16 protein-coding genes are annotated in these 22,719 nt (G+C 37.2%); 7 read left to right on the plus strand and 9 right to left on the minus strand.

Translation table 11 applies throughout. The annotated features are described in order from the left end of the window. The first annotated feature begins 154 nt into the window (after positions 1–154). The 5 genes from JWR23_RS06890 (at position 155) to JWR23_RS06910 (ending at position 7,722) form a co-directional block, all read left to right on the plus strand. Positions 155–1,012: a hypothetical protein gene (locus JWR23_RS06890; RefSeq protein ID WP_299514626.1), complete on the plus strand. Its 858-nt coding sequence runs from the start codon at positions 155–157 to the stop codon at positions 1,010–1,012. Between the two features lie 39 nt (positions 1,013–1,051). Beyond that, positions 1,052–1,534: a glycosyltransferase gene (locus JWR23_RS06895; protein WP_299514628.1), complete on the plus strand. Its 483-nt coding sequence runs from the start codon at positions 1,052–1,054 to the stop codon at positions 1,532–1,534. Positions 1,535–1,577: 43 nt separating this feature from the next. Beyond that, positions 1,578–1,997 carry a hypothetical protein gene (locus JWR23_RS06900; RefSeq protein WP_299514630.1) on the plus strand — a complete coding sequence of 140 codons (420 nt, stop codon included), beginning with the start codon at positions 1,578–1,580 and terminating at the stop codon, positions 1,995–1,997. Between the two features lie 75 nt (positions 1,998–2,072). Next, on the plus strand, positions 2,073–5,348 hold the full coding sequence (locus JWR23_RS06905) for an amino acid adenylation domain-containing protein (RefSeq protein WP_299514632.1): 3,276 nt from the start codon (positions 2,073–2,075) through the stop codon (positions 5,346–5,348). 790 nt (positions 5,349–6,138) lie between these two features. Beyond that, positions 6,139–7,722, plus strand: a complete 1,584-nt coding sequence (locus JWR23_RS06910) for a glycosyl hydrolase family 28-related protein (RefSeq protein WP_299514635.1) — start codon at positions 6,139–6,141, stop codon at positions 7,720–7,722. A gap of 83 nt (positions 7,723–7,805) precedes the next feature. Here the strand turns inward: JWR23_RS06910 and JWR23_RS06915 are convergent, their stop codons facing one another. Then, on the minus strand, positions 7,806–8,936 hold the full coding sequence (locus JWR23_RS06915) for an acyltransferase (protein WP_299514638.1): 1,131 nt from the start codon (positions 8,934–8,936) through the stop codon (positions 7,806–7,808). A gap of 189 nt (positions 8,937–9,125) precedes the next feature. Between JWR23_RS06915 and JWR23_RS06920 the strand changes: the two genes are divergently transcribed. Beyond that, the gene (locus JWR23_RS06920) at positions 9,126–9,170 is read left to right on the plus strand and encodes a hypothetical protein (protein ID WP_299514698.1); all 45 of its coding nucleotides are present in this window, start codon (positions 9,126–9,128) and stop codon (positions 9,168–9,170) included. A gap of 242 nt (positions 9,171–9,412) precedes the next feature. Further along, positions 9,413–9,802, plus strand: a complete 390-nt coding sequence (locus JWR23_RS06925; protein WP_299514641.1) for a single-stranded DNA-binding protein — start codon at positions 9,413–9,415, stop codon at positions 9,800–9,802. On the opposite strand, the gene JWR23_RS06930 is transcribed toward JWR23_RS06925, so the two are convergent. From JWR23_RS06930 to JWR23_RS06965, 8 genes are all read right to left on the minus strand, one after another. Then, entirely contained in the window at positions 9,799–10,581 is a 783-nt protein-coding gene (locus JWR23_RS06930; RefSeq protein WP_299514643.1) for an FHA domain-containing protein, read from the minus strand. The two genes, JWR23_RS06925 and JWR23_RS06930, sit on opposite strands and share 4 nt — an antisense overlap. Positions 10,582–10,590: 9 nt before the next feature. Further along, positions 10,591–14,682: an FtsW/RodA/SpoVE family cell cycle protein gene (locus JWR23_RS06935; RefSeq protein ID WP_299514646.1), complete on the minus strand. Its 4,092-nt coding sequence runs from the start codon at positions 14,680–14,682 to the stop codon at positions 10,591–10,593. Then, positions 14,667–16,148, minus strand: coding sequence for a protein phosphatase 2C domain-containing protein (locus JWR23_RS06940; protein ID WP_299514649.1), 1,482 nt, complete (start codon positions 16,146–16,148; stop codon positions 14,667–14,669). The genes JWR23_RS06935 and JWR23_RS06940 overlap by 16 nt, the downstream gene beginning before the upstream one ends. Positions 16,149–16,216: 68 nt before the next feature. Continuing rightward, positions 16,217–17,167, minus strand: coding sequence for a hypothetical protein (locus tag JWR23_RS06945; RefSeq protein ID WP_299514651.1), 951 nt, complete (start codon positions 17,165–17,167; stop codon positions 16,217–16,219). A 105-nt stretch (positions 17,168–17,272) separates the two neighbouring features. Then, entirely contained in the window at positions 17,273–18,580 is a 1,308-nt protein-coding gene (locus JWR23_RS06950) for a serine/threonine-protein kinase (protein ID WP_299514654.1), read from the minus strand. A 548-nt stretch (positions 18,581–19,128) separates the two neighbouring features. Beyond that, positions 19,129–20,004, minus strand: coding sequence for a glycoside hydrolase family 25 protein (locus JWR23_RS06955; protein WP_299514656.1), 876 nt, complete (start codon positions 20,002–20,004; stop codon positions 19,129–19,131). A gap of 163 nt (positions 20,005–20,167) precedes the next feature. Then, positions 20,168–21,115: a DUF4397 domain-containing protein gene (locus JWR23_RS06960; protein ID WP_299514658.1), complete on the minus strand. Its 948-nt coding sequence runs from the start codon at positions 21,113–21,115 to the stop codon at positions 20,168–20,170. A gap of 17 nt (positions 21,116–21,132) precedes the next feature. Further along, complete coding sequence (locus JWR23_RS06965; RefSeq protein ID WP_299514660.1) at positions 21,133–22,710, minus strand: SusD/RagB family nutrient-binding outer membrane lipoprotein; 1,578 nt, start codon at positions 22,708–22,710, stop codon at positions 21,133–21,135. Positions 22,711–22,719: the final 9 nt, after the last annotated feature.

Below are 22,719 nucleotides of genomic sequence, written 5' to 3' on the forward strand. Positions count from 1 at the left end.
AATACAATAAAAAATTTATCGTAGAGATATTTATTGCACTTTATATAAATATTGCTTTCTAAATTCAACTAAATATTAATTGTTGATTAATAAATTATGTTCATTGGCATTGATTTTGAATACACTTCAAGAATTAATTTAAAATGAATATAAAATGCTCACAACAAAACAAACACTAGCCCGACTCTTACTTGCATTCAGCGACTTTATATTATTGAACGTTTGTCTATATGCGAGTTATCATTTTACTACTAAATATGGTTTTGAATTTACTAAATACAGCATATTTAAAGCTTTAATATTTACATGGATAACTTGGTTTTTAAGCACTTATATATTTCGTTTATATAGTGAATATACAGTCTATAAATTTAAAGATATAAATAAAGCAACCTGGCGAACCATAGTATTTCACCTGTTAGCAATTTATCTTCTTTTAAGGTCTAACCCGACATTTCCACCGCATTGTGTTTTTATCTATAGCCTGATTGTTGTTTGTGGCTTTCTTTTCAGCAGAATTATCTGTATAGCTATTATGCCACTCGTGAAATTTAATTTCGAAAAGCGTGAGGCGCATATATTGGCCATAGCCTCAGTTGGTGGTCATTGGATTGAACTTTTAAGGATTATGCCTTTGTTTAAAGGGAAAAACGTAACATTTATTTCTAATAAAGCCAGTTTAAGTAATACTGTAAAGGATTATAAATTCCATACAGTGCCTGATGCTAACCGTAATAATATTTTAAAATTATTAAAATGTATTGTTAGTGTTTTTGGATTCATATTGATATTGAGGCCCCAGGTAATAATTACAACCGGTGCAGCGCCCGGCTTATTAGGAATTGTAGTAGGGAAAATTTTAGGGGTTAAAACTATATGGATTGATAGTATTGCCAATGTTGACAAACTTTCATTAAGCGGCGTAATTGCTCTTTGGCTGGCTGATAGAGTATATACGCAGTGGGAACATTTATCAAATCCTAAGATTGTTTATAGTGGTAACATATTGTAGCATCAAATAAACTTATTAAAAATTTTAATACTACTCACAATGATATTTGTAACTGCCGGTACTCAACTGCCATTTGACAGGCTAATTAAAACTATTGATAACATTGCTGCTGAATTTCCAAGCACTTGTTTTGTAGTTCAAGCCCTACATTCAAATTATAAAGCTAAAAATATTAATGTTTTAGATTTTATATCTCCATCAGATTTTGCCAAATATATTGATGATGCACAATTAATTATTAGCCATGCGGGCATGGGGACAATTATATCGGCATTGGTTAAGAAAAAGCCCATAATAGTAATGCCAAGGCTGGCAAAATTTAAAGAACATAGAAACGAGCATCAATTAGGTACCACTAAACAAATGGATATGCTTGGATATGTTGATGTAGCTTATGATGAGTATGAATTGATATATAAATTTCGCCAGATGTGGCCAAATAGGGTGGTACCAAGAAGCAGTATCGGCCAGGTAGCATCAGAAAGTATTATAAGTTCACTTAATGATTTTATAAAATATTAACAACTAAATATTAACAACTACTTATTATAAAAACAACTACATTATGAAAAAGATTTTTATTTCTACAACGCTAACTTTAGCCATTTTTACCTTTGGATGTAAAAAAGCAACTGTTTCGGCTACAAATTCAGACGAAATAACTGCAGCTAATTACGATCTTAAAAAAAATATATTTCGCGTAATTGTTACCGACGTAAATGCATCCTACACGGTTTCTGTAACAACCACCAATGCCGCTAATCCCAGCTTTAATGCTTTTCAACAGGGCAACCAAAGCGCCGGTACTACATTTGAATATCCATTCACCCCGGTTATTGGCGATTCAATAAAAGTTGTGGCAAAAAGCAGTGCTGGCCCGCTTTCTTTATACCCAACTTATAAAGGAACACAGTTAGGGCCGGTAACCACCCTGGTAAACTCGGCAGGAGCTACTACAACGTTTAACTATTTTGTAAAGGATTAATTGATGAGATAACACTCATGAAACATTAGTTTAAATCTTTAATTACATAAAACCGGTTACATTATATTTAATGCCATGCTTGATATTTATATAGATAATAATTTAAAAGACGCTATTAAGTTATTATGCAAAAAAGAAAATTGTACAATTAATGATTTCTTTATTGCAGCATTTAATATTCTTTTACTGAGATATACCGGCCAGGAAAATATTTTTTTTGACCAGATATTAATAGAAGATAAAAATATTAAGCATGATGAAGATAATTGTATTAATGTTAAAAATTATAGTACTCAATTAATCAGTCAGACTATTTTTTTAGATTTCTTAAAAAGCCAGCAACTTGCACTTTCAGAAGCTATTGATACTGACAAATTAAAAAAGAATACTTTTAACGAAGCTGCATCTTCAAGAGAGAAAATTAGTATTGATTTTTGTAAATCGGTATATATAATTCAATCTGTTTTAAATAAACAAGATAATGTAACTCATACCAATGCACTTGTAAATAAGCTTTTAACCCGGGCTGATTTATTTCACATTGGATTAATATTAAAAGAAACAGGATCGTTTACTAAAATATCGATACTCTATAATCCGGCTATATCAGATGAAGAATATATAACAGCTTTTAAAGAGAATTTTGTTACGTTGTTACATGCAATTGTAGCAAATCCTACAGTCGAAATCGGGTCTTATAATATTCTTACGTCAGCAGTATTTAATTCTATAGTTTATGAGTTTAATAATACTATTACTGCTTACCCAAAAGATAAAGCAATTCATAATCTTTTTGAGGAACAGGTGATACATAATCCCCAGGCGATTGCACTTTTAAAAGGAATAAATTATATAACTTATAATGAGCTGAATAAAAAAGCTAACCAATTAGCACACTATCTAATTAAAAAAGGCCTGAAACCTGAAGATAATGTGGGGTTATTGGTTACCAGGAATTTCGATATGATAATTGGAATGCTTGGAATTTTAAAAGCCGGCGGGGCTTATGTGCCCATTGATCATAATTACCCTGTTGATAGGCAGCATTATATTTATAATCATTCATCGGCAAAAATGCTTATTGCTGATGATGATTACCCGATGAAAGATATTATTAATGTATCTGATTACATCCGGACGGATTTAGATGTTATTAATGATATGGATGATTCAAATCCGTCAATAATCATCAGTAGCAAACAGTTAGCTTATACAATTTATACATCCGGATCTACAGGACAACCAAAGGGTGTAATGATTGAGCATCATTCTGCCGTTAACCTGGTTTTATGGGTTAATAAAAAATTCAATGTAAATATTAATGATAAATTGTTGTTTGTTACATCAATGTGCTTTGATCTTTCTGTGTATGACATTTTTGGAATGCTGGCTGCCGGTGGCACGCTTGTAATCGCCGAAAAGAGAGAAATTCAAAACGTTAAGACTCTTCAGGATATGTTACTTCTGCATAAAATAACGTTTTGGGACTCTGTTCCTACTACTATGGAATATTTAATTAAAAACCTGGAAAAAGAAAGAAGTGATTATAGTTGCCTGAGCCTTAAAACAGTTTTTCTAAGTGGCGACTGGATTCCGGTTGATCTGCCATCAAACATAAAGCGATTTTTCCCTAAAGCAAATGTTGTAAGTCTTGGCGGCGCAACTGAGGGAACTGTTTGGTCGAATTATTTTATAGTTGATGAAAATTCAAAAATTGGTAACAGTATTCCATATGGTAAGCCAATAGATAATAACTTCTTTTACATCCTTAATGAACATTTGCAACCGGTGCCAATTAATGTGGTTGGCGATTTATATATTGGTGGAGTAGGGGTGGCCCGTGGATATGCTAACGATATTCAAAAAACCAACTCTTCATTTATACCCGATCCTTTTAATCAGAAAGCCGGAGGGATGATGTATAAAACCGGTGATCTGGGCAAAATGCTGCCTGACCTTAATATGGAATTTATTGGCCGAAAAGACAACCAGGTTAAAATTAATGGCTTTAGAATTGAGCTGGGAGAAATAGAAAACGCGCTAAAAAGCAGCCCAATCATCTCTAATGCAGTAGTACTTGCCAAGAATGATCAATACGGGAATAAACGGTTAGTGAGCTACTTAGTTCCAAAAGGAAATGTCTTTGATCGGGAAAAAGTCATCTTGTTTTTAAAGAAGACGCTACCCGATTATATGATTCCCGCTATATGGGTAGATTTAAAAGAATTGCCTTTAACTTCAAATGGAAAAATTGACAGAAATTCGTTGTCGACCCTGGATGACACGACGTTGATAAAAAAGAAATCTGTTGAACAGCCAACTACTAAAAACGAGCAAATTTTATTTAATATATGGAAGAACAATCTTAATTTAAATATATCAGGAATACATGATAATTTTTTCGAATTAGGCGGGCATTCGCTTATGGCAGTTCAAATGCTATCTCAGTTTAAAAAAATAACAGGTAAGATTTTTCCCCTGGATGTTTTGTATCAATATTCGGATATAAAAGCTTTAGCAAAATATGTAGATAACGATAAAAATAGTTTCGACTATAAATACTTAGTTGCAATTAAAGCTAAAGGAAACAATGACCCTTTATACATTATACAAGGGGATAGTGGAAACATTCTGAATTTTAGCAATCTAATTAAATATATTGATAGAGAACAGCCACTTTATGGCTTAAAAGCTATCGGATTAGACGGCGTACACGCGCCTTTTGAAAGTTTAGCAGATATTGCAGGCCACTATATAAAAGAAATTATTCAGCACAATCCATCAGGGCCATATCTTTTGGCCGGATACTCATCAGGAGCATATGTTGCGGTAGAAATGAGGAAGCAGATGGCTGCAGCCGGTAAACAAGTAAAGCTATTAATTATTGATGCTGATGCAGGGATGACAGAATATAAACATAAATATAAGCTTATACCTAAAAAAATAAAAAGGCATTATCCAGAGATTTTTACCTTTCTTAAATCTTCAATTTTACAATCATCCAATTTAATTAAAGGAAACATTTCAGGCATGTCAACGTATTTTACCCATGATGCCCCAATAAACAGAAACTTAAATGGCCATAGTTTATTTGATGAAAAATTAATAAAAAGCAAACGTATACGCGCATTTAAAAATTACGAAATTGAACCATTTAACGATGAAGTATATTTACTAAAGGCAAAAATTAGTGTTCACTATGTTGATCATGGTAAGTTTTTAGGGTGGGAGCAATATGCAAAAAAGGGTGTTAATTTGTTTGAAATACCCGGCGATCATTTCTCTATACTTTTACCACCGTTTGTTGAGGAATTTACTTCTGTTTTACAAAAAAACTTAACCCGGGCATAAATGGTAAATCTGGGTGCTCTTTACAAAATATATACAAAAAGACAGATATGATGTATCTGCCTTTTTGTATTATTAAATTCTATAAACTTTACACGACCACACCAGGTGCCAATAGTTCTATTAATTCAATCGTTTATTGTATTTAAAATTAAAAAAATTATCAATAGTGATAATAGGGTGATTTGGGAGGAGTATTAAGTTGATTTTAAACCTCTTATGATAGTTAAGATTTGATACAGTACTTAACGTTAGAAAAAATAATTTTCTTTAGATGTAACATTTTTGTTTCGTATATCGTAATATTGGGCATTATAACTTTATTGGTTAAAGTTAAGGTTATTAAAATTAACTTATATGTAATTTACCATAGGTTAATTTAAATAACTAATGATGAAAATTAAACCGCTTTGTGTTACGGTAAACAATAATGCATTGTTCTTTATAATTTATAAGTAAGGATAAATTAATTACTCAAACTCATTTGATGTTTAATGCAGCGAATGTTATTGAAATAGGTATGTAGTTTATTCTTGGTTTTTAAATAATAGTATTGACTACTGCATATTAAAACCAGTACAAATATTTATCATTATTTAATTATTAAAATATTAAGAAATAAAAATAAAATTTAATTAAAATAATTTCGTTTAAGAAAATATCTTTTAAAATTTTGTCCACTTTTAAATACAATAATTCATTTTTTAATACACTTTAACGTTTACTTTTTAATACAAACGTTATTTAATTTTTTTCAATTACCCATTTAATATTACCCTTTTTAAGAATTTTTATGAAAAAACTATTGTCTATTTTATCTGTTTCAATGTTGTTCATGCTTTCATGCAAAAAAAGTGAACAAGTAACTACAAGCAATAACCTTGCCACAGCAAACACAAAAACCACCTCTGTTGGCGCACAAACAACCACAACAAGTTTAAGTACCCCCCCAAACACAGCAAACACTGTTAATGTTAAATCCTATGGAGCAACAGGCGACGGAGTAACTGATGACACTCAGGCTATTAGAAAAGCTCTTGATTATGCTAAGGCAAATGGCAAGACAGCTATTTATTTCCCGGATGGAAGTTATATTATTGGCGGATCCGACAATACCAGCGGAATTATACAATTAAAAAATGGTGTAGGCTTAATGGGAAATAGTCCTGCTACCTGCCACATTAAATTATCTCAAGGCAGATATAACCCACCGTCAATTTTTTACCAGGCTTGGTGGAACGAGCCAACCGTAAGCAACGTGGTTATTCAAGGAATTGACTTTGATGGTAGCAGTTTTGGTCAAACCTTTAGTTCTGATTATGAATATTGCCATGCGCTAAGTATAAATAACGGCCAAAACATTGAAGTAATGAACTGTAAGTTTGAAAACCTTAGAGGTGACGGATTATTATTTGGCGATACTTTTGAATCATCATTAAACCTTAGAATGACCTATAATGTAAATGTACACGATAGCGAATTTTTTAATATTTATCGGGAAGGAACTATGTTTTGCGCTACAAATACTGGTTCTTTTTATAATAACAATGTGCACGGCAACGGCTATTTAGTAGGTGGTGTTGATATAGAAAGACATAGCGTTAACGAAACCGTTACAAATATTTCTGTATATAACAACTTGTTTAATTTTTCTGATGGCTACGGTCCGGTTGAACGTGGTGGCCCATCTGTAAAATATCGCAGAGCAGTAACTATGGGCTTTTTCTATGGCGGTTATACAAACGCTGTAGCTGATGGCCGAAGTGGATCGCACAAGATTTATAACAATACAATTTACCAGGGCCAGATTGATTGCTGGGGTCATACCGACGTTGGCATAACTAATAATACATTTACCATCAACGCTTACGAAAATATTACTGGTGTTAATATGTTAAGTGCAGCTGCAATAAATGTAGCAGATCCGGCAAATACTTCAGGTTTAGTTAATGTGGTTATTACTGGTAATACTATTAATTCTGCTATGGGCAATGCAATTGCTTTTAATCATTATTCAAGTGTTACTGCAAACTCAAATATTATTAACGGAAGCCGCTTAGATGGTATATCAATTTACAATACCACTGGTTATTTTGATTCTAATAACATTCAAAACGCCGGACTGTCAACTCAAAAAGCTTCAGGAATTGTTATTAATGGTAATACTAACGGATCATTACTTGTTTCACGTAATAAAGTAACAGATACCAGGTCTGGTAGTAACCGTACTGTAAATTATGGTGTAGCAATACAAAGCCAGAATAATGGAACCGTAATGCCGCGAATTGAATATAATACTGGTACCAACCTTATAGGTGGTGTAGTTTCATTATATTATTACCAACAGGCTTTTGCCACTTTGCTGGGCAATAGCTAATAGCCAGGTTAATGTTAATAAAATATAAAATCTCCCGTTTTATTAAAAATGGGAGATTTTATATTTTTATTATAACCAAGAATTTATGCAGATTTAGGAATTAATTCTATTTCTTGCGGGATATTTAGCTTTTTCTCATTTGGTCTTTTATAAGTAAATAACCACCACATGTTATGGCGCTGGCAAAAATTATAAAAAAGTATAGGTATAAAAATACCAGCCGGCCATATCAAAAAAATTAAAAGCGGCACATAAGTTGTTTTTAAAACGTTAACAAGTATAACCCTGGCTATAGTCATTACTATTATTTGCATACAGTAGATATATAGCGAGTGAAAGCCAATAACTCTTAAAAAGTTTAAAACGTTATATTTTTGTAATAAAAAGGAAAAATTAATAGAGATAGTACAACCTACTAAGGCTTCAATTAAAAAGAAGACAGGCATTTTATGCTCTACAAACATAATACCCTCAGGCCCGCCATTCAGATTATATTCGGCAAAGCGGTACTGTAAAAACAGAAAGATAGCCAGCAACGGAAAGAATATTTTGAATGACGAAAAACGCTTGACATTTTTTTCATTCAGTGTAGTGCTTGAGATCAAATCACCTATCGAAAAAAAGATATAGTATTCACAAATATCAGTTAACGAGCCGGCAGATAAATTATTTATATGAATATGGGCCGAAATAAAATAAAGAAGAAAACCAAACAGTAATTGGTGTAAGGGCTTAACACGAAGTTTAGCTTTAAAGAATGCGTAAATAACACCAATATAAAATAATGCATTCAGATACCAAAAATGGCCGGTCTTTCTGGCATCAAAAAACAGGTTGAAATAATTCATTGCGGTAATTCCGTTATTGGTATACTTATTTGTAAGCAATTGAAAGGAAATTTCTATAAACCCCCACACAAATAACGGATACAGTATGGTATCACTCCTATAAGAAACGTAACCATTCAGCCCTTTCTTTTTTAAACTTGATGATATAAAAACTCCGGATATTATAAAGAATAACGGCATCCTGAAACCATATAAAAACACACTTACATAGTTTATTAAAGGATAATCATTTAAAGCTAATCCATGGTTTTGCAAAACATTTAAACAATGGCCAAATCCTACCAAAAGTATACTAATTCCTTTATCAGTATCAATCCAGACCCATCGTTTTTCTCTTAAAATAAATTGGGTATTAAATATATTCATAATCTGTTTTTAGACTGTTTAAAATAGGTTATTAAAAAACTGAACAGGTACAGAAAAACTACAACTGGAATTAGTAATTGTTTGACGCACAATTATTAATTTAAAGTTATTTATATGAGAATATATAACCAAGGGGTAAATGATAATAATTAATAGCTGAAATTAAAAGTGGCCGGAAACAGCCATTGGATGTGGTATATTTTTCCGCAAATACAAGGTCTCGGCTTTAGCTAGACATCGAAATATTATATCTCGATCAGACTTTGTCAATAACGTCGTTAAATACGTTTGAGCGCTATTACCGCAGCGACAAAAATTCCAAACAATGTTGACTGTGGCTAATTTTAAATTTTTCAAACATATCCCTTCTGCCGGGGTTACATTTAGTAAGAGCGCTGCGCTTGTTTTTCCTACTGATTTAGACTGCCTTATTCACCAGGCCGCCGTTAAACCATGGCGCCATTACCTTTACACATATGTCAGGAATCAATAAAGTTATTTTAGTAGGCCATCTGGGTAAGGACCCGGATCTGAGAGTTCTTGAAGGCAATGTCCCCGTTGTAAGTTTTCCCTTAGCCACAAGCGAATTCATCAATAAAAATGGTATGAAAGAAGAACAAACCGAATGGCATAATATTGTGGCGTGGCGCGGGCTTGCGGAGGCAGCTGCGAAAATATTGCGGAAAGGGAAACTCATCTACCTTGAAGGGAAGTGCCGTACACGTTCCTTCGAAGACAAAAATGGCATCAAACGTTATACGACAGAGATCGTGACGGATTCTTTTACGATATTGGGCAGGGGCAGTGATTTTGATGAAGAAACCTGGCCGTTAAAACCTGTGCCACTCTATAAGGCGAACCCTTAATTGTTAACCTTGTAACTAAACTCTACCACTGCCGATTCTCCTAAAATTATCTGATCACCATCGGCCAACTGATGCCCGATATGCATTGAATTAAGCTTGATCAAATTTTCATTATTAGTTGAACGTATTTTTATTTTATTTCCCGGGGGGATGCCGCCCTCGTCTGCAAAGATCATAAAACAGCCTTTTTCATTGTTCCATTCTATATGGGCATGTTGCCGGCTAATATATTTGTTAGGCTCTTTATCGCTATCGCCAGGAAATGCCAGTTGATTATGTCTGAAAAACCCCTCATCAACCTGCACCCGCTTTTCCCGGCCTATGTTAATAATCCCATCATTTGAGGTGATATGATATTCTTCTTTTTCTGCCTCTCCGGCAAGCACCCTGATATATCCTTCACCCTGCTTTTGTATGGTATGATCCTTTGTTTGAATAAAGATGGCAGCATCCAGACCGTTCAGTCTAATTGCTTCCGGCGGAAACTCCGATTTGAAAGTTAAGTCAAGGGTCCAATTTGCGGGAAGATCCAGGGCGAAATCATCAGCAATTCGTTGAATCTCCTGTTTAAATTTATCTTGTTCATCAAGGTAAACAGCGGCTTCGTATATATGTTTGTCAGCCACATTTTCTAATATATAAAAATTTATGCCTTTGATATTGCGCCCTTCGCCACCTTCGGCCTTTTGTAATTGCTCTTTAACAGCTTGCAGGAATGTGTTGCGTAAACTTTTTACGTCATTAGATCTGCTATCGCCTTTATTAAATAAGTTAAACATAATAATTTCTTAATTTGAACTTGATTCCGTTTCTTTTGGTTGGGTGGCCATACTTTTTATATATCCTTTTTTTAATAAAAAAGGAATAACATGCCGGCCGGCAAGCCTTACAGCATCTGCCGACCCTTTGGTTGATTCTATCCGTATACAAACCACGATATTCCCCGTGCCATTCGCTGTTGGAGCAAAAAAAACATACCAGCCGTCATTTATACTTTGCTGCTTCCATATACGCTCTGGTGTACCGGTTTTACCGGCCACGCTTATTCCTAATATCGGCACCTTTGGTGCACTTTGCTCAATCATATATTGAGTAATCAGGGTGGTGTATCGCGGCTCATCAGCCAATTTTATGCTCTGTTTAACAGGCTGTTTAGCATCACTTATTTTTAAAACAAAGCGGTTAGCAACCAACTGCCCATTATTAGCCACCCCCGATACTAATCTTGCAACCGCGGCGGGTGTTGCAATTAGCTCACCTTGTCCCCATGCCATACCCGAAATGCCTTTGGCCCTTGTGTGCCTTATATTATTCGGATCATATTTTGGTTTTGTATTAAACTCTGTTTTGCGCCATAAGTCACGCCATTTTTCTTCCTGTGTTGTATTGTCAGGTTGCTTATTATAGAAGTAGCCACCTACGCCGTGCAAAAACATGCCTGTTTTTAAATAAAGGGTTGCCATATCTTCCTGCAGGTGTTCCTGATTTGCCAGCTTTATAAAATACACATTGTTTGATTTAGCTACCGCTCTTTCCAATGTGATTACACCTGTTTCATCGGGTTCAACTCCTTTCGTACGGATACGTTCATACGTACTTACAGTAAATTTTTTATTGGCAGCTTCTAAGCCCAACTTGTTAAATGCAGCCATTGTAGTAAGTACTTTTGCTGTGGATCCTGGTTGAGTGGCATAAGTAAAGCCAAGATCGCTGGTGGTTACCCATTGTGATAATTTGTTCTGTTCATTAACCGGCATAGTAAGCTGATCCCAGTTATGAACAGGAGGTAAAGGGTATACAGCCGAAGCTAAAACATCGCCCGTGGACGGCTGTATAATTACTACCGATACCCGGTTATCATTCAGGGAAGTGTCACTGGCTATTGATTTTTGTATGTTTGTTTGCAGTTGGGCATCCATGGTTAACTGCACATCACGGTTACCTTGTTTAAATACATCTACCGCCGTGCTATTTATGCCGGCGATAAGTAACGGGGCCAGGGCGCTATAATCTTTTTTGCTAACTGTCATTTCTTTTATGCCGCGGGGTAAAAATCTGTCTTCTTGGTAACGACTGGCGTGGGTATTGTAATTGGTTATGGGCATTTTAAAACCGCGCAATTCTGCAGCGTGCTCATACTCGGCAAAATAGCCGTTTGTACTACCGTTAAATACTGCCGTATTAGCATCACCTACCCAAAAAAACATTTGTTCTTCAAACGGATAATAACGGGTGAGGCGCTTGTGCATAGCCGAATCCAGGTTATAACCCTGCAGGCCGGATGCATTTAATAAATTTCGTTGCTTTTTGATAAGATCAGCATTACTGGTTGCCAATATGCGGCCATCCCGGTCATACAGTGTTCCGGCCTGTAACTTATTCATTAAAATTGTGATACGCGGGTTATAGCTAAACATACGGGCGCCGCTTTTATCAGCCACTAATGATGGTTTAACCACCCATTTGGCATTATCAAACAAATAGCGGGATATATTAACGGTTAACAATAAAATGCCAATACAAGCCATTATTAAAGCAGGAACAAGATTTCTATCCTGTTGCTTGGTAATAAAGCTCATTTGCACAGGCGTACCTTTTATAGTGGAGGCAGAAAGTAAAAAACCCGCCGCTATAAAGTTAGCTACCAACGACGACCCGCCATAACTTTCAAACGGGAGGGAAACGCCCGATAGGGGCAGGGCACCTGTAGAGCCGCCCGCTATCAGCAAGAATTGCACAAAGGTACAAACGCCCACACCGGCACATAAATAAAACAGGAACGGCGTGCCCGTTTTCCGCCCGATAATGATGGCTCTGTGTAAATATAACAGGAACAGCATAAATATGCATACAATACCCGTCCAGCCAAATTCTTCGCCAATGGAGGGCAGGATCATATCGGTATGCGCTTCGGGTATTGTTTTGGCAAAGCCCTGGCCAATACCCTGCCCGGTTACACCACCGCTCGACATGGCCCATAGCCCGTTGGCTACCTGGTCGCCGCCGTACACCTCGTTGTCCCAGGCATCCTGCCAAATAGCTTTACGGTCCACCAAACGTTGTACCGGCCCCGGAATAAGTTTATCCAGGTGCGGTATTTTATCAATGGTTAAAAATCCGGCAATAATCACCAGGGCCATTATAGCCGATTCGCTTAATTGTTTGCGTTTAAATAAAGTTACCACCAGTAACATGGCTACAGTTAGTGCTGCCGAAATCCAAATATTTTTAAATATCCACGTGATGAGCACATAAAACACTACCGCTATAGCCATAAATGTAAAATCGCCACGCGAAAAAGAGAAAAGGATAATAAACGTAAAACAGATTACTATGGCTGGTCCCAGATCGCCCAACATCAGGAACAGGAACAGCGTAATACCAACTGCAATAAGCGCAACCGAAAAGAATGACCATCTTTTTTCCCAAGTTGCATATTCACTGATAAATTTTTCATTAATGGAAAAAAAACCTGCTAAAAATATTATAACCAGGTATTTAACTATTTCGCTGGGCTGAAAACCAAATAAATTTACCTTTACTCCGCTTCCCTCAGGGCCCGAACCAAAACGTATAGTTAACATCAGTAAAATGATGGCAATAATGATCCATGGCCAGCCGTTGGCGGCTTTACGGTTATTTTTAAACAGCAATAAGCGGTATAGGGTAGAGTCGACTGTGAAACGCCGCAGGTTAAACAGCATCATAACTATCATTCCAATAAAGCCCATCACCAAATAAACCAGCGAATCTTTTGCCAAAAAGCGATCGCGCAAAGGATCTTGTAAACTTAAAAGTGTTAAAAAGGATAGCCCCGTTAGTATCATGATAAAGGGCAGTATCAGTTGATCGGCTGAAGGAAATTTCCAGCTGAACAGCAGGTGGGTAATAAAAAAAAGGGATAAAAAGCTAACGGCAATTATCCAGAACCATAAATTAAACTCGGCCGGCATGCGTATGATTAATGATCTTTCTTTTTTCAGGATATTAAAATCGCGGGTAGATAATAGTCTTATAGTATGTGGTGACTGATAGAAGTTAAAAACTTCGTTATTATCTAAATTATCGGTGCCTAATGACCGCCCGAACTGGTAACCCGGCTGCAGGGGCAAAACACTGAATGCTTTATTGGCCGGCAAATTTTTAAAAGTATATTGTCCCTGATCATCTGTACGAGCAAATGCTGTTAACGATTGAAGGTGCAATTGCCCGTTCTGACCGAATACAAATACCTTTTTATAGCCGGGGCCATTCTCTGCTTTAGTTTTAACCTGGCTGGTTTCTTCATCATTATAAGTGCTATCCTGTGGTAAGATCATTTGCAGGCGCACCAATATACCTGTTACCGGAACTTTTATTTTAAATACAGTACCTGATATAGAGCTACCAGACAAACCAACATCAGTAACAGAAGGCAATACCGGCGGATGTGTCTTTTCCTGCACAAAACGCAGGGAGTCCTCACCAGTATAACCTAATAATGACCGGGATACAATTACCCTGTCGCTGAAGGATTTACCTCCCTTGGTCATTGCTTCATCTGCGTCAACGTTATATTTCCGCTTGTTTAACTCGCCTATATTTTCAAACTTACCTGCAGCAGAGGTTGTGCGCTCACTAATTACACTTTGAATCAGGTCTATGTCGCGCCTGTCTTCAAAGTAATAGCCTTTTACTAACAGCGACCAGATATGTTTCGCAGGCGCTTGGGCGTTAAGGTTTACCATAGTGCCATCCTGCAGGCGTTTATCTACATCAATAAAATTTCGCTGTTCTAAATAAAATAAGCGCAAAAAAAGTAGGCCTAATACCAGCGCTATGACTAATAAAAACAGGCGCTCCTTTTTTCTGCCGGCTGGTAATGCTATTTTTTGTTCCATACCTTTCGCTTTCCAGTAACCGGCAATGAGTCGTCTTTAAAGCGGACGGCAGTTACCTTACCATTAATGTACTTTTGATCCGGTATAACAAATACATTTTCAAGCGCAGCCATACAATTAATGAACCGCATGTTTTTTAATGACAACGAGGTATTAAAGGCTAATACCCCAATATTAAAGTTATTGATTACCAAGCTATCCAATACCATGCTTTTGCATCGCGCGGCCAGGTTAAACGCAGCGCCTTTATAGTCCGGGTCGCTTTTCAATTCTACTTTTCCGTTGGCTTTAAGTAAAAGGCTGTCTTTGTTAACCTGGATAGCCCGGCTAATAAGTATAGGCATTTTGTAGGCGGTATCTTCAATAATTACTATATATCCTTTTGCATGGTCAATAGCATTCTGCAATTTAATTTCCTGGCTGTTGCGCTTTTTTGCAACCTTGAAAACAGCCTTTGGCGGCAGCGTATTTTTCTCATTTGTTTGTTGCACATATAACCAAATACTTGTAACCAAAAAGATCAGCATCAGTATAGTTAACATGGTAATAAGGCCAGTTGTTTTTTTGCCAACTGGTGCAGGCTGCAGGGTTATCGGTTTATCCTGAACTTGTTCAGTTGTGGTAGGGCCAGCTTTTTCATCTTTTTTTTTAGTGATAGCTACGGGCATTGTAACATCATGAATTAATGACTGCTTATTGTTTTGTACCAGTACAACTGTTATATTATCTCTCCCGCCGTGGTTATTAGCCGTATTTATCAGCTCTTGGCATTTATCTTTTAATGAATTATTTTTAGTTATTATAGTTGTGATTTCTGCCTTCCCTACCATATCTGTTAACCCATCGCTGCAAAGCAAAATTATATCGCCGGGTAAAAAAGGAGATTGGCCCGTTTCTGCATAATCAACGTCATGAGTTAACATCGCTTCGAAACCTAACGCTTTATTAATCTCGTTGCGCTTTGGGTGGGTCATTGCTGTTTGTTCATCGATTCTGCCGGAATCTTCCAAATAGCCAACAAAAGACTGATCATGCGAAATTTTAACCAGTGAGCCATCGCGCAGTAAATACAGGCGGGTATCACCAACGTGGACATAATAAAACTGGTTGTTTTCAATATCAGCTAAAGCAAGTGTGGCCACACAGGCCATGCTATTATGTTCCTTAACCTGTATCTTCTCTGTTAGTATTTTTTCATTTGCCTGATTAAAGCAGTCAATCAGCATTGGGATAATTTCTTCTGAGGGTTTCTCGAGTCTTTGTAAAATAGCTTCTTTGGCAAACAAAGCAGCAATTTCGCCGCCCGAATAGCCGCCTACGCCATCTATTACACCCGCTATAATAAACCTGTTGTTTGCATGCCGTTGTGCAATAAAGGTGTCTTCATTATTTTCCCGTTCCTTGCCGGTATCGGTTAGCCCGAAAAACTGGTCATCCATTAGTTTTGCCTGAGTTTTTAATATCAAAAAAATGAATAATGAATAACAAGGTCACGATAACTAATAAACTTGCTGATAAAACCTGCGACATATGCTTATGATTTAAATAGGTTAACGCCAACAATACCGTTCAATAATATTCTTGAATTTACAGGCAATTCTACCCATGAAGGCGAATTAACATCGCTTTTAATTACTTCTTTCTCATTTAAAATAGTACGTTCGCCGTATGATGCCAGGTAAAATTTGCCATCCGATTTGTTGTACCTGATCTGCAGGTGAGGCGAGTTTACCCATTCGGTTGGTATTTTAAAGATATTTGAATCTTCGCGGCTTTCTTCTTCCCCCGAAACTATAATTTCATCATCATTCATTATATATTCCACCTTTTTTCCGGCAAACTGCTTTTCGGGCAAAATAGTTTCAAAACGCGCGAATATTTTTTTGCCTATGCCATCCAAACCCTGTTCATTAAATTCCAGATCTTCTATATAAGGCAATTCATAATAACCTTCGCTGTAATAATTAAAACCCTTTAACAACTCCTGGCTCACATCAAAGGTTTGTGCAATGCCGGTTTGCCGCGGAATAAAAGTAACCCTTAGATTTTCTTCCTTTTTTGCGCCCCCCGGCAATAGTTTACCAATAAATCCGATATCGCCGCTGGCATAATCAGGGTGCGATACTAACCTGAATACCCATTTTGAACTTGATGGCATTACTGTTTTACCGCTTAAACGATATTGCTTTAATAATTCATAGAATTTTTTGACTGTTTCGTTAACAATAAGGCCAAAAAGGCCTTGTTTATTATTCATAAATTCCTGGTAATCTTCAGGATTAAAACTTATAATGTATTCATGATAAAAAACTATACGATCGGCAAAAGACAGCTCACGAATGGAATCGTTAAACTTAGCTATTACGTAATTATAAACATTATCAGGCGTAAGTGCTTGTTGATTTTTAGATTTGGAGGTATTTTCATTAGTTAAAAACCAATCTTGTATACCCATACGCTGCCAAATAGTAGTTTTTGAATCCATGTAAATATATAATTCTGATTAGACTATAACCGCCAAATAAACAGTGCATTACACTGAGATGTTTTGATGGGTGCCTATTATAATAATGAGTTAATTTTTAATTTATTAGTTACTAATTTCCGAACTATCTATTGCCGTGCTATCATTTTGCTGGTTTTTTTTCCTGAGTCTTTCAATTTCATCATTTATAGTTTGTCTTGTTACGGAATCGGCAGCCTTTGTTCTGTCATGATAAGTGCTTTTTGGGTTGTTTAACGCAGCACTGTCGTCGCCTCTAACTGAATCAACGGGCTTATAGGTGCTTACCGGAGATGTTTTTGGGTGGTTATAAAATAAAGAATACGCGGTAAATCCCATAGATCCTAAAAGTAATAATAGCAGGCCGGCAAATACCGGTTTTGATAGCTGTACTTTATTACCGGCGTTGGCCGGGTTTACAATCGTTGCCGGCTCATTGACTTTTTTAAGTTCCTTTGCTATTACTATCGAATTGGTATTATTAATATCAGCAATGCTATTCTGTACTATTGCCTGATGCAGTTCCATGCCATTGGCATACCTGTTTTCAGGTAACTTTTCCAGACATTTATAGATCAATTTTAATAGCCAGGCTGGTACCTGCATTTCCCACATTTGCTTTTCATCAGGCCAGCTTGCGGGTAAGTTTTGTTTTCGTAATGTTAAGATATCCGGAACAGGCGATTCCATGTGAGCCATCATTACTGTATTTCTGGCCGTTTCACCATTATCTTGCAGCGGAAATGGCACCCGCCCCGCCAACAGTTCGTATAAAATTACACCATAACTATAAATATCCGTTTGAAACAACATGTTGCCCTCATTTTGTTCGGGAGCCATAAACTCAATTGCTCCTGCATGGCGCATACTGCTGCGGCGCTCTTCGTCAGACATAATAGATAGGCCAAAATCCAACAAAACATAATTGCCCGTGTAGACATTGAATTTTATGTTATTGCTTTTTATATCCCCATGTTTAACGCCTACTTTGTGGCAATGCAATAAGGCGCAAGCCAGCTGATCGGCCAGTTTTACCGCCTCTTTAATGGTAAATATTTTTTCGTTCGGCCGGGCCAGCAATTCTCCCAGATCCGGTCCCTCAATAAATTCCATTTCTATAAATGGGAAGGAGCCACTTTCGGTAATGCCTGAATTTAATATTTTTACCACATTTGGATTCGGCTCTTCATTTACCTTTTTCAGCTTTTCTACCTCATTTATAAAGTTGCGATAATTTTTATCCTTAGTATCTTCTGATTGAATAGGTGTCGGCAATATTTTTACAGCACTGATGATAGGCCCCATTCTGCGACCCTTATATACTGAACCCTGGCCACCGGTGCGCAACGCACCCATATTTTCTAAGCCTTTTGTTATTGTAAATACCTTACTCATTAAATAAATATACCATATAATTATGAAAGTATATTTATAACGGAAATGTCTCTTTTATGTTCTCCTGCACGAAAAAATCACTGATAAATATTTAAGATGCGGTACAAAAATCGGCGTCGACTAAAGCAAAATATTAAGGAATTAATGTATTTAGCGATTAGATTTTGAAGGATAAATTTCAAAAACGGAATTATGCTAAAACTTTTGAAGGATTGCGGACAAGAATTATGGCTAAAGTGGCCGCTGTGACCGTCATGTAATAATATTTACCATTTAAACAGCAAGCCCCTTAACCATATTAAACATGCGCTTGTTGCTTAATTTTCAATCGCTAAACATGTTAATTCAATAGTTAGTTTATTTGTCAATTATTTAACGTATTTATTTTCAGCCAATTACAGCTTTTGGTGTACCAAGGTGTACTTAGGTGCATCAAGGTGTTCGTGGTACAGTACAGTAACAATATTTAACTGGTATAGGTTTATTGCTGCATTTGCTTACTTCACGGGAGAACTAATTTTCTATATCGAATTTAATCACTAAACGCGTTAAGGAATTAACAATTTACTAAAATTTAAGCTATCGCCCCTAAAGGCATCAAAATCTACGGTGTGGTTTATGCCATTGATCCTTGCGATATCAGAATGCTGCCAGAATAACCAGGGGGTGTTTTTGCCTGCCTGTAATTCTTCCTGGTAATAATGCGCTATCCATACATGATAATTGTCAAAATAACCCGCCAGGTAGTCGGTATAAAAACTTAAACCCGTATAAATAATAGGTTTCACCTTTGTACTTGATTCTATATGGGTTAAAAAGGCTTTTAGCTCCCTGCGCATCGTTTCGGGCGCGGTTCCGTCTAAACGTTCAATATCAACAACCGGTGGCAGATCACCTTTTTCTATCTTTACGTTTTGCAAAAAAAAACGTGCCTGCCATAATCCGTTCTTGTTAGCCCGTAAGAAGTGATAGGCACCGCAGATAATGCCGGCTTTAGGGCCTTCACGCCAGTTTCTTTTAAAATAAGGGTCCACTGTAAGCAGTCCTTCAGTGGCTTTAATAAAAGCGAAGCTGATATGCACACTATCTTCACTCATGGCCTTAACTTTTTGCCAGTCGATTTTTCCCTGGGCATAAGATACGTCAATACCATGAATAGTATATTTAGACGGGATTGGGATGTTAAAGCTTTTATAGGTACGGTAATGCGGGTTCTCCTTTATATCTTTAAACCACTGCCAGGTAGCAATGAAAGTTTTAAGTACATAACCATAATAAAATGGGGAGAGTAATATTAACAACAGGCCGGCAATCATCAACTTCAATGAAACTTTCCATGATGAAGGTTTTTTTCTTTTGACCGGTGCTTTTTTCTTTTGCCCGGATCTTGCTTTTGATAAGGGAGATTTCTTTGGTGCAGCCACTTTGCTAAATTACTAACTTACTTCTTATCCGGTGAAGTATGCTGACCGCTTTTATTAAGAAATCTTTAAGGCGGTTCATAAATAAAAAACGAATAACTGAGCCAGAAGTGGCTCAGCTATTCGTTCTGTTTTGCAGGACTTTGCCTAAGGGGTAATTGTTTTTTTATTTGTTAGTATAAAATACCAACTGTGCCGGAGCAAAATAAATTTCCGGGTATTTAGTTGAAGGATCGGTGAGCGGCAACGTAGGCCTTGCACTTGCTTTAAGTTTGATGCTGGTACCCGGCACCGCATAATCCGCGGCAAGGCCCCTTCCTATAATCGTATAATACCTTCCCGGTGCCATTGAAACTGCCGAAGACACCGTGCCTAACTTAATAGTTGTACCTGTTAAATATAACTGATACGTATAGTTTGTAAGCCCTGTAGGATTAACATTTATAGGTACAAAAGCGGTAACGGTGCTATAGGCGATACTATTAAAAACGATTGTGGTTGTAGCTGTTGTTGCCCCTGTTAAAGTAGTGGTTGCTGTCATATCAACCGGGGCGCCGTTGGGTATCATATAAGCTAAACGTACATAAGCCATACCACTTGCCCAAACAGGAAATGCATCATTTACAACCGTAATTCCCAATGGCGAAGTTGCAGAACCGGGCAAACCTGAAGTAAATATAGAGTAAGCGGTACCATCAGTAGTAGCTTTAGTTGCTGTACCTATTACAGCACCCGGCGCACTTGTTTGTGCACTAATTAATGCGGGTACAGCAGTAGAAGCCTGTACCTTAAAAACCGTGCTCCCGGAAGGCACCACTGCATAGTTGCTGCCCGGGAAAAGGCCCAGATACGAAGCTGAAGTACCAGTATAATTATAAGATATACCTGTTACGATAGAAGTTACCAACGCATTGTCTGTTACAGAAATTGAAGACACAGGAGTGATTTTTATGCCATTAACATAGCCGTCAATAGCTGGTGTGCCGGGAGCGGTATGCAAAAACTTAACAGAAACGCCCGTTGCTGCATCGCCGAATTGCGTTATTATACTTTTTTTACAGGCGGTTATGCCTATAAGCAATAACCCGATAAATAGATATGATAGTCTTTTCATGTAAAATGTCATTTATTTTATGGTAAAATAAAATATGGTTTTGTTGTATGATAATCAGGCGCTAACGCGCCTATGGCTTGCAATGCAGGTACGTTCCAGATATACTCTGAATTGTAACGCGGGCGCACTACATAAACTTGTTTTCCCGCGTTATCAGGATACAAAGTTCCCGGCTTGATAAAGCCTTGAAAAATTGTGGCATCATAACCATACCTGCGCTCATCAGACCATGCTTCTATCGGGTTCCATAAAAACAAGGCAATAAATTTTTGTTGTAATATGTCACTCAATTTTAATGTGGCACTTAATTGCCTTACGCTCGGCCCTGTTAAATACTTATTTTGGGCAGCAGCTGATATGTAATTCTGAGTGCCCGTTAGCGAAGAGCCGATTGGGGGGTTACTTGCAAAATCAAGAGCTTTAGTTACACCATTTATATAGGCCGTATAAGCTCCGCTCATATCGCCTTTTTTATAAAGTGCCTCGGCTTTCATAAACTGCAGTACCGGATAGGTCATTAAAACACCACGAGAATTATCATTAAACAGGTATTTACCTGTCGTTGCGGCATTTGCCGTGGTAGCACCCGCAAATGCAGGAATAAGTGTATTGGCATCTGCCGAGTTAATATCACCCAGAGGTGGAATAACACCCCGGTAAGCCCTGTCTTTACTGCGATTAAGTAGTAACGGTAAACGGGGATCGGCAAGGGTGTCTTGTGCTGCAGTGCCGGCAAGTATACGGCCGTCAAGCAATTTGACTATATAATCCGACTGTCGAAAACTTGCAAGATTTCCGCGGGTTGGCCCCCAGAAATTAGCATCAGTTGAACCGGTGGCGGTACATTGCACACTTGCATTGTCTGCATTGCTTGCAAATGAAAGATCAACAAATTTCGCAACCGAATCTGCACTAAATGTTGACTTATTACTAAAATGCAGTGCATTTTGCGCTAATATGGAATAAACAAATTTTATCCATTTACTGCGGTCTCCATAATACATATAATCGCCTTTGGCAAGCGTTGCCGACACGCCGTTGATACCGTCGGTTTTAATAGCCTGATTAAAATACTGAAGTGCAAGGCGGCAATCTTTTACAGCTTCGGCATATACTGCCTGCGGCGGGTCGTAATCAAAAGTAAGCTTTGTGGGATCATAGGCTTCATTAACTATCATGTAGTTGTATATATCGGCACCATTTTGCCATCCCCAGGCACGCAGGGCATAGCAAACACCCAGATATTCCAATTTATTATGCGCCGTAGCATCGGCCATCATTAAGGTTACGTTTTGCCCCAGACTAAAGTAAATTGTGCGCCACATTTCTCCATTAGAATCTGTACCCGGCGCATAGCCTTCTTCATCCCAGACGTTATTAGCGCCGGATGAACCCCATATCTGCGCGTACTGGCCTATATAACGGCTGTCATACCAAATTCCCCTGGCCATACCCGCTTCAATAGGGGGTAGTAAACTGGCAGCATCCACGCTGGTGGGGGCATTGGGATTAGTATTGATATCTACAAATTTTTTGCAGCTGCTAACCATATTTAAGGTTAATAAAGCGCTTAATGTATATATAAATTTTTTCATGTTGTTTGT

Source organism: Mucilaginibacter sp. (assembly GCF_028288205.1).
GTDB lineage: Bacteria > Bacteroidota > Bacteroidia > Sphingobacteriales > Sphingobacteriaceae > Mucilaginibacter.

What these genes read in the sequence shown, in the direction of transcription:
- JWR23_RS06925 (WP_299514641.1), top strand. Translation starts at nt 9,413, where the DNA reads ATGTCAGGAATCAATAAAGTTATTTTAGTAGGCCATCTGGGTAAGGAC.
- JWR23_RS06915 (WP_299514638.1), bottom strand. Translation starts at nt 8,936, where the DNA reads ATGAATATATTTAATACCCAATTTATTTTAAGAGAAAAACGATGGGTC.
- JWR23_RS06935 (WP_299514646.1), bottom strand. Translation starts at nt 14,682, where the DNA reads ATGGAACAAAAAATAGCATTACCAGCCGGCAGAAAAAAGGAGCGCCTG.
- JWR23_RS06890 (WP_299514626.1), top strand. Translation starts at nt 155, where the DNA reads ATGCTCACAACAAAACAAACACTAGCCCGACTCTTACTTGCATTCAGC.
- JWR23_RS06930 (WP_299514643.1), bottom strand. Translation starts at nt 10,581, where the DNA reads ATGTTTAACTTATTTAATAAAGGCGATAGCAGATCTAATGACGTAAAA.
- JWR23_RS06950 (WP_299514654.1), bottom strand. Translation starts at nt 18,580, where the DNA reads ATGAGTAAGGTATTTACAATAACAAAAGGCTTAGAAAATATGGGTGCG.
- JWR23_RS06965 (WP_299514660.1), bottom strand. Translation starts at nt 22,710, where the DNA reads ATGAAAAAATTTATATATACATTAAGCGCTTTATTAACCTTAAATATG.
- JWR23_RS06910 (WP_299514635.1), top strand. Translation starts at nt 6,139, where the DNA reads ATGAAAAAACTATTGTCTATTTTATCTGTTTCAATGTTGTTCATGCTT.
- JWR23_RS06900 (WP_299514630.1), top strand. Translation starts at nt 1,578, where the DNA reads ATGAAAAAGATTTTTATTTCTACAACGCTAACTTTAGCCATTTTTACC.
- JWR23_RS06945 (WP_299514651.1), bottom strand. Translation starts at nt 17,167, where the DNA reads ATGGATTCAAAAACTACTATTTGGCAGCGTATGGGTATACAAGATTGG.
- JWR23_RS06960 (WP_299514658.1), bottom strand. Translation starts at nt 21,115, where the DNA reads ATGAAAAGACTATCATATCTATTTATCGGGTTATTGCTTATAGGCATA.
- JWR23_RS06895 (WP_299514628.1), top strand. Translation starts at nt 1,052, where the DNA reads ATGATATTTGTAACTGCCGGTACTCAACTGCCATTTGACAGGCTAATT.
- JWR23_RS06905 (WP_299514632.1), top strand. Translation starts at nt 2,073, where the DNA reads ATGCTTGATATTTATATAGATAATAATTTAAAAGACGCTATTAAGTTA.